Annotated in this window: 3 protein-coding genes; 1 reads left to right on the top strand and 2 read right to left on the bottom strand. The window is 65.7% G+C overall.

Annotated features, from left to right (window positions below):
- Nucleotides 1-94 precede the first annotated feature (94 nt).
- On the top strand, nt 95-5,950 hold the full coding sequence (locus R3P95_RS04500) for a non-ribosomal peptide synthetase (protein WP_317547401.1): 5,856 nt from the start codon (nt 95-97) through the stop codon (nt 5,948-5,950).
- A gap of 69 nt (nt 5,951-6,019) precedes the next feature.
- On the opposite strand, the gene R3P95_RS04495 is transcribed toward R3P95_RS04500, so the two are convergent.
- Complete coding sequence (locus R3P95_RS04495) at nt 6,020-6,955, bottom strand: esterase/lipase family protein (RefSeq protein ID WP_149405624.1); 936 nt, start codon at nt 6,953-6,955, stop codon at nt 6,020-6,022.
- 149 nt (nt 6,956-7,104) lie between these two features.
- A complete protein-coding gene (locus R3P95_RS04490; protein WP_269594375.1) occupies nt 7,105-7,995 on the bottom strand; it encodes a glycosyltransferase in 891 nt (296 codons plus the stop codon).
- Nucleotides 7,996-8,020 lie beyond the last annotated feature (25 nt).

Genomic DNA, 8,020 nt, shown 5'->3' with positions numbered 1-8,020 from the left:
CGCTCGCCGCGTCGCGGACGATGAACGGTCGGATCGGCCGACGCGTCGTCCACGACCGAGCGCGGGGCAACACTGGTGAGGAGTCATAGTTCAGATGAGTTCGGATGGATCGACCGGCACACCGTCCGAGTCGGGCGGCCGAGTGGGTGGACGGTCGAGCCGCCCCAGGCCTACCCGTGCACGACCCACCCGACAGCGACCGGCCCGTACGGTCGCGCTGCCGACTCTGCTCGCCGCGGCGGTGGAAAAGAACCCGGACGGTACCGCGGTGGAGTTCGGCATCCGGTCGCTCACCTATCGGGAGATCGACTCCCGGTCGTCCAGGCTCGCCCGGCTGCTCATCGAACGCGGGATCGGTCCCGAGGATTTCGTGGCTCTGGCACTGACCCGTTCGATCGAATCGGTCACGGCCGTGTGGGCCGTGGCGAAGACCGGTGCTGCTTTCGTGCCCATCGACCCGAATTACCCAGCCGCCCGCATCACGCACATGGTGAACGACTCCGGCGTGCGAATGGGTGTCACTGCAACACAATTCGAGGACACGATGCCGACGTCGGTGTCGTGGATCAGCCTCGACTCGTCCGACACCGAAGGCGCACTCCAGGGGTTCTCCGACGATCCCGTCGTAGCGGACGACCGACGGGCACCGATTCGCCCGTCCACGCTCGCGTACGTCATCTACACCTCCGGCTCGACCGGTCTGCCGAAAGGCGTCGCCGTCTCCCACGCCGGACTGGCTCCGCTGACCTCCACTCAGGTCGAGACCTACGGGCTGGACTCCGATTCGCGCACACTGCATTTCGCGTCCCCCAGCTTCGATGCATCCGTGCTGGAGCTACTGATGGCCGTGGGCGCAGGCTCGACGATGGTCATAGTCCCGCCCGGCGTGTACGGCGGGTCCGATCTGGCCGACATGCTCCGCCGCCACCGCGTCAGCCATGCGTTCATCACCCCGGCAGCGCTGGCCTCGCTCGACCCGGCTGAGGTGCCCGACATGCGAGTGCTCGCGATCGGCGGCGAGGCCTTCACCTCGGAGCTGATGTCGAAGTGGGCACCGGGCAGACGGTTTCTCAACGTATACGGCCCCACCGAAGCGTCGATGGTGTGCAACATCTCGCCGCCGTTGAACGCCGGCGAAGCCGTGCTGCTCGGGCCGTCCACCAAAGACATGGGCTACCACGTGCTCGACGACCGGTTGCGGCAGGTACCGGCCGGGGTGCCGGGGGAGCTGTATCTGACCGGTGCCGGCCTTGCGCGGGGTTACCATCGAAGATTTGCGCTGACCGCGGCGCGATTCGTAGCCAATCCCTATGCAGCCGAGGGTATCTCGGATCAGAGTCGACTGTACCGCACCGGTGACCTGGTGCGGTGGCGGGAAGTGGCGTCCGGACGTGCCATCGAATATTTGGGCCGCAACGACTTTCAGGTCCAGATCCGAGGCTTCAGAATCGAACTCGGTGAAATCGACGCCGTTCTCACAGCGCAGGACGGGGTCGATTTCGCTGTGACCCTCGGTCACCGCAGTCCTACTGGCGCAACCGTTCTCGCAGCCTACGTACTGCCGGTGGCAGGGGCGGACGTCGACCTGGACCGGGTGCTGGACGAGGCCGGGCGGAGTCTGCCCGCGCACATGGTGCCCTCGGTGATCACGCGGATCGATACGATCCCGCTGACTCCCACCGGCAAGCTGGACCGAGACGCACTGCCGGAACCGGTGTTCGAGGCCACGGAGTTCCGGGCTCCGTCGACCCCCACCGAAGAGTCGGTAGCAGAGATATTCGTCGAGCTGCTCGGAGTCGAACGAGTCGGTGCAGGCGACGACTTCTTCGCGCTCGGCGGCAACTCGCTGATCGCCACCAAACTCGCCGCGCGACTGGGTTCGGCTCTCGGCGTGCACGTGCCCGCGCGTTCTGTGTTCGAGTCGTCCACCGTCGAGGCGCTTGCGAACGCGGTCGACTCGGTCGACGCTCCGGTCCGGGCCCAGCTCGACGCCTCGAGGGCTCGGCCGCAACACATTCCGCTCTCGTCCGCTCAGCAACGCATGTGGTTCCTGAACCGACTGGACACCGCGTCGGCGCTCAACAACGTGCCGGTTGCTCTGCTGCTGCGCGGTTCCCTCGACATCGATGCGCTGCAGGCCGCCGTCCTCGATGTGGTCGGTCGGCACGAATCGTTGCGCACCATCTATCCCGACATCGACGGCAGCGGCTATCAGCAGGTGCTCGACGAGGCCGATGCGCAGGTCGACACGGCCATGGTCACCGTCACCCGTGACAGCGCCTTGGCCGACGTCACCGAATTCTTCAGCCGTGGATTCGACGTGACGGTCGAAATTCCGTTCCGCGTTCGGCTGTTCGAGGTCACCGACCCCGCCGGTCCGATGCCGGAGTACGTATTGGCGTTCGTGGCACACCACATCTCGGCCGACGGGCTGTCGATGGCTCCGCTGTCTCGGGACGTCATGACGGCATACCTCGCGCGACGCAGTGGATCGGCACCGCAGTGGACGCCGCTGCCGGTTCAGTACGTCGACTACACGCTGTGGCAACTCGACATGCTCGGTTCCGAATCGGACCCGAAATCCGTCGCCAGCAGGCAGATTCAGTACTGGCAGCACGCACTCGACGGCCTACCCGAACAACTGGAGTTACCTGCCGACCGGCCGCGCCCGCGAGTCGCGTCGGGACGAGGGGCGGTGGTGTCGTTCGATATCGATCCCGAGCTGCACACCCGAGTGGTCGAATGCGCCCGGGCCAACGAGTCGACCCCGTTCATGGTGGTGCACGCCGCGCTGGCCGTGTTGCTGGCGACACTGTCGGGTACGGCCGACATCGCCGTCGGTGCGCCGGTGGGTGGCCGTGGTGACGCGCGGCTGGACGATTTGGTGGGCATGTTCGTCAATACGGTGGTGCTTCGAACCCCTGTTGACTCGGGTGCCTCGTTCGTCGAGGTTCTCGACACGGTACGTACGTCCGACCTCGAGGCGTTCGACAACGTCGACGTTCCCTTCGAGCGTCTGGTCGAGGTACTCGATCCGGTGCGTTCGCAAGGACGACACCCACTGGTGCAGGTTGCACTGTTCTTCCAGAACTTCTCGCAGGGTTCGTTCGAGCTGCCCGATCTCGCCGTCGAGGCGTTCGGGTCCGGCGTGGCATCGGCCAAGTTCGACCTCCAGGTGACGTTCACCGAGCGGGGCGACGGCGCAGGGCTCGCCGTCGAGTTGATGTACGCCACGGATCTGTTCGACGAGCCGACCGTGACGTCCTTCGGGCACCGGCTGGTGGCCGTTCTCGACTCCGTGACCGCTCGACCCGAACTCGCGGTCGGCGACATCGACGTTCTCGATTCGGCTGAGCGTGAACAACTCTCGTTGCGGGGCAACGGCAGCGCGGTGGCTGTCGATTCGGACGAGGTGCTGCTGGATGGTTTCGACCGGGTGGTGGCCGAGTCGCCTGATGTGGTGGCGTTGGTGTTCGGCGAACAGTCGTTGACGTATCGGGAGTTCTCGGACCGGGTGGATGCGACTGCGTGGTTGTTGCAGGAGCACGGTGCCGGGCCGGGTGTGTCGGTGGGGTTGGCCATGCGTCGATCGATCGAGCTGGTGGTCGGCATGTATGCCGTGCTGCGGTCCGGTGCGGCATACGTTCCGGTGGATCCGGATCAGCCGTCCGAGCGAAACGACTACATTCTCGACACGGCGTCGCCGGTTGTCGTTCTGTCGACGGCGCGAGACGACTTCGCCACGGGGACAGCGATTCCGGTTGTCGACATCACGGATCCGCCGCCGCCGGTCGGGTCGGTGGCATTCCCTCGTGCCTCCGGTGCCGATCTGGCATACGTGCTGTTCACGTCCGGGTCGACAGGTCGGCCGAAGGGGGTGGCCGTCGAGCATCGCGCCATCGTCAACCAGATGGCGTGGATGGCGCAGGAGTACGGTCTCGACGCGTCGGATGTGTACTTGCAGAAGACGGCTACGACGTTCGACGTGTCGTTGTGGGGGTTCTTCCTGCCGCTGCGTACCGGGGGTCGGTTGATCGTGGCGGCCCCGGGCGCGCAGCGCGACGTGGAGGCAGTCGCGGCCGAGATCGCCCGTCATGGTGTGACGGTGACAGATTTCGTGCCGTCGATGCTCACGGTGTTCGCCGAATCGGTTGCTGCACAGTCCATCTCTTCGCTTCGGCACATCTTCGTGATCGGTGAGGCGTTGCCCGCGCGGACCGTGGATACGTGCCGCGCGGTGTCGGATGCTCGGGTGCACAACTTGTACGGACCGACCGAGGCGGCGGTGAGTGTCACGTATCGCGACGTCTCCGAGGACGTCGGGTTGGATGGCTCGGTCTCCATCGGGGTGCCGGAGTGGAATACCTCTGTCCACGTTCTCGATTCGCGGTTGCATCCGGTGCCTGCGGGTGTGCCGGGCGAGCTCTACCTCGCCGGGGTGCAGTTGGCTCGGGGTTACGTTGTGCGGCCGGACCTGTCTTCGGAGCGTTTTGTAGCGAACCCGTTCGGCGATGCTGGGGCGCGAATGTATCGCACCGGCGATCTGGTTCGGTGGTCGATGGATGGCGGGCGGCTCGAGTACATCGGTCGGACGGACTTCCAGGTCAAGTTCCGTGGGCAGCGAATCGAGTTGGGGGAGATCGAGACTGCCTTGACGGCGTCTCCGGCGGTGAGTCAGGCCGTTGTGGTGGTTGCGCAGTTGTCGGTGGGGGAGTCGTTGGCGGCGTACGTTGTGCCCGCGGTCGGAGCCGACATCGAGGTCGAGGCGGTCCGGTCGGAGTTGGGGTCGGCGGTGCCGTCGTACATGGTGCCGTCCGCGTTCGTGGTGCTCGACGCGTTGCCGCTCAATGCGGCGGGCAAGCTGGACCGTCGCGCGTTGCCTGCCCCGGAATTCGAGATCCGCGAGTTCCGCGCTCCGCGGACACCGGTCGAGGAATCGATCGCGGCGGTGTATTCGGACGTCCTGGGAGTCGAGCGCGTCGGGTTGGACGACGACTTCTTCGCGTTGGGTGGCAACTCGCTGCTGGCGGTCAAGTTGGTGTCCAAGCTCGGAGCGGCCGTGGGCGGGCCGATACCGCTGAACTGGTTGTTCGTCGACGCGTCCGTGGCCTCGCTCGCCGCGCGGATCACCGCAGCGACAGCGTCGCCTGTCGAGGGGGCCGAATCCAGCGGGCTGGACACATTGATTCCCCTTCGGATCGGTGGTTCCGCGTCACCGCTGTTCTGCATCCATCCCATCGTCGGGCTCTCCTGGGCTTTCGGAGGATTGTCGGCGTACCTGGGCGAAGATCGTCCGATCTACGGATTGCAGTCGCCTGCCCTCTCCGGTACCGAACCCCTGCCGGAATCCATCGAACAGTGGGCCGCCCTGTTCGTCGACAGGATTCGCAGCGTGCAGCCGTCCGGCCCGTACCACCTGCTCGGTTGGTCGATGGGCGGATCGATCGCGCACGCCATGGCTGTGCAACTGCAGCACGAAGGCGAGTCGGTAGCAACGCTGGCGATGATGGACTCGTTCGTCGCGGGCAGGACCGACCACCTCGTGGACCGCCCCGTGTCGGCCGGAGAGATGCTCGGCGGCCTCGGCCTGGGAACAGACTCCGATATCGAGATCGGAGAGCTCACGGTCGATTCCGTGGCGGAACTGTTGGCATCGATGCCTGCTCCGTTCGACGCGATATCCCGCGAACGGATAGCCGGGATACTGGACGGGATCGCCCGCTCGGCGGAGCTGATCGACTCGTACGTGCCACGGACATTCGTCGGGCGGTCGATCCTCTTCGCGTCGGTCGTCGACGATCCGACCGGAACCGTTGCAGCGTCGACGTGGGAGGACGCGGTCGACGGGGGCGTGAACGTGGTGCCCGTGCATTCCACCCACTGGCAGATGGCGTCGCAGTCTGCGCTCGCCGAAATCGGACCGGTGTTGCAGTCCGAGTTGGACCGGTAGACCGTCGAACACGACCGGGGCCTCACGACGTGATGTCGTGAGGCCCCGGTGGTGAAGGTTCGTGCTGTGTCAGCAGGGTGCAGGCGTCGTCGCTGCGTAGTCGGGATCGAGCGCCGACTTGACCATGTACAGAGGCACAGGGTCGGTGACGAGGCCGATGTGCGATGTCGTGGCGGCCGGGCACACGTCCTGGACCCAGACGTTGTGCACCGTCGACGGATCACCCGACCGGAGGAAGGTGTTCCCCGGGGGTGTCGACACCGTGTCGTTGCGTGTGGCGACGACGGTGTACTCGACTCCCGGTTGGACGTCACCGCCGTCGTTCAGGCTCGTCAACGTCGTCGAACCGACCAACTGCTGTGCACCGGCCATGTTGTACGTCAACGGGGTGAGCGCGTCGCCGGGGAGTCCGAGCGAGGTCAGCAGTTCGGAGAGCTGCTGCAATCCGCCGAACGTCGTCCCGTGGTTGGTGGCACCGAGGGTGACCAAGGTGTGAACCTTGTTGCGGGCCGGGTCCTGCGGATCGGTGCCGCCGTCGAATTTCATGTACTGGCGTGAAGAAGTACCACCCTGTGAATGGCCGACGAGATCGACCTGTTCGGCACCGGTGGCGGCAAGTACCTCGTCGACGAAGCGGCCGATCTGACGTCCCGACTCGGCGATGTCGCCCGAACCCCAGATGGTGGTGCTCGGATCGAGCAGGAGCGAGACGCCACCGTAGTTGGGGGCGAAGACGCAGTACCCCTCGCTCTTCAACTGTGGTGCGAGTGTCTTCCACGTCGACGCATCCATCTTGGTTCCGTGTACGAGAACGACCGGGCGCGGATGGGCCGCACTGGGTACGCAGCCGAAGTCGTTGGCACCCTCGAGTACGGGGGTGGCCGACACCGAGGTGCCGGTGGGAGAGGGTGCTGCGGTCGCCGTTCCCGCCCCGGTCAAGCACAGGGCACCGGCGACGGCGGCAGCAACCGCCGTGGGCAGCACTCGGGAAAGCGTGTTCGACATGGCCTCGATCTCGTGTGAAGGCGTGGGACGCGCCGCCGGTTTCGGCAGGCCTGTGTTGTCGACCGTAACATCGGTCATCCATCCGTTACAGTCGCGCGGATCAAGACTGCAGGCCGGGTGGGTCGGTGAGCCAGTGGGTGTGTCCGACGTCACCAGCTGAACGCGCGATAGGCAATGCCCCCGCGAATTTCGCCGACCCGGATGACGAGGGCCCTCGACCAGTGACCACGGGCCAGCCCGGTCCATGCCGTCGGTAGCAGCGGATTGCGAACCAACAGGGCTGTCCACCACGACAGGACCGTACGAACTTTCATGGCCGGGCACCCCTGGGGCCGATAGATTCCCCGCAGCTTGGCAAAGCCGAATCCGAGCCGGAACGACTGGCGCAGCATGGGTCGGAGCTCGGCGCGCAGTCTGTAGGCCACGACAGTGTCGGTACTGAAACCGAGGGTGTAGCCGGACAGTTGCGCGCGCCAGCAGAATTCGACGTCCTGGCTGGCCCTGAACCGGTTGTCCATGCCACCGACATCGCGATAGACCGACGCCCAACAGGCCATGCTGGCCCCGATGGCGAACGGCAGGAAATCCGTACGGCCCTGGTTCTCGGGCGGTGTGGTCGGAGTCCAGGACAGCGCTCGCGCACTGTTCAACGTGTGCGTCTCCACTGCGGTACCTGCCACGTCGAACGTCCGAGCCAGTTCGGCGAGCGTTCGTAGCCACGACGGATGCACCACGTCGTCCGCGTCGCAGAACATCAACAGGTCGCCGGAGGCGCTCTCGGCACCGCGATTGCGTGCGTGCGCCGCACCGACCTGCTGTGACGCGTCTACGCAGGTCAACTGCAGTCGATCCCGCAGGGGATGCGAAGCGACGTGATCGCTGACTCGTCCGTCGCCTGCATTGTCCGAAATCAGAACCTCGAACGGATGGTCGACATCTTGCTCCGCCAACGCCTGCAACTGGGCGTCGAGCAGGGGATCCAACGAGCCCACAGGAATGATCACCGAGATCGACGGATGTGCGGAGTGCGCATGCTTCACGACGTCACCTCCGTTCCGGGCCGTG

Origin of the sequence: Rhodococcus cercidiphylli (assembly GCF_033042225.1) — a bacterium.
In the GTDB taxonomy this organism is placed as follows: Bacteria; Actinomycetota; Actinomycetes; order Mycobacteriales; family Mycobacteriaceae; genus Rhodococcoides.
Note: the sequence above shows the minus strand (reverse complement) of the source record. Positions and strands in the feature narration are given on the sequence as shown.

What these genes read in the sequence shown, in the direction of transcription:
- R3P95_RS04500 (WP_317547401.1), top strand. Translation starts at nt 95, where the DNA reads ATGAGTTCGGATGGATCGACCGGCACACCGTCCGAGTCGGGCGGCCGA.
- R3P95_RS04495 (WP_149405624.1), bottom strand. Translation starts at nt 6,955, where the DNA reads ATGTCGAACACGCTTTCCCGAGTGCTGCCCACGGCGGTTGCTGCCGCC.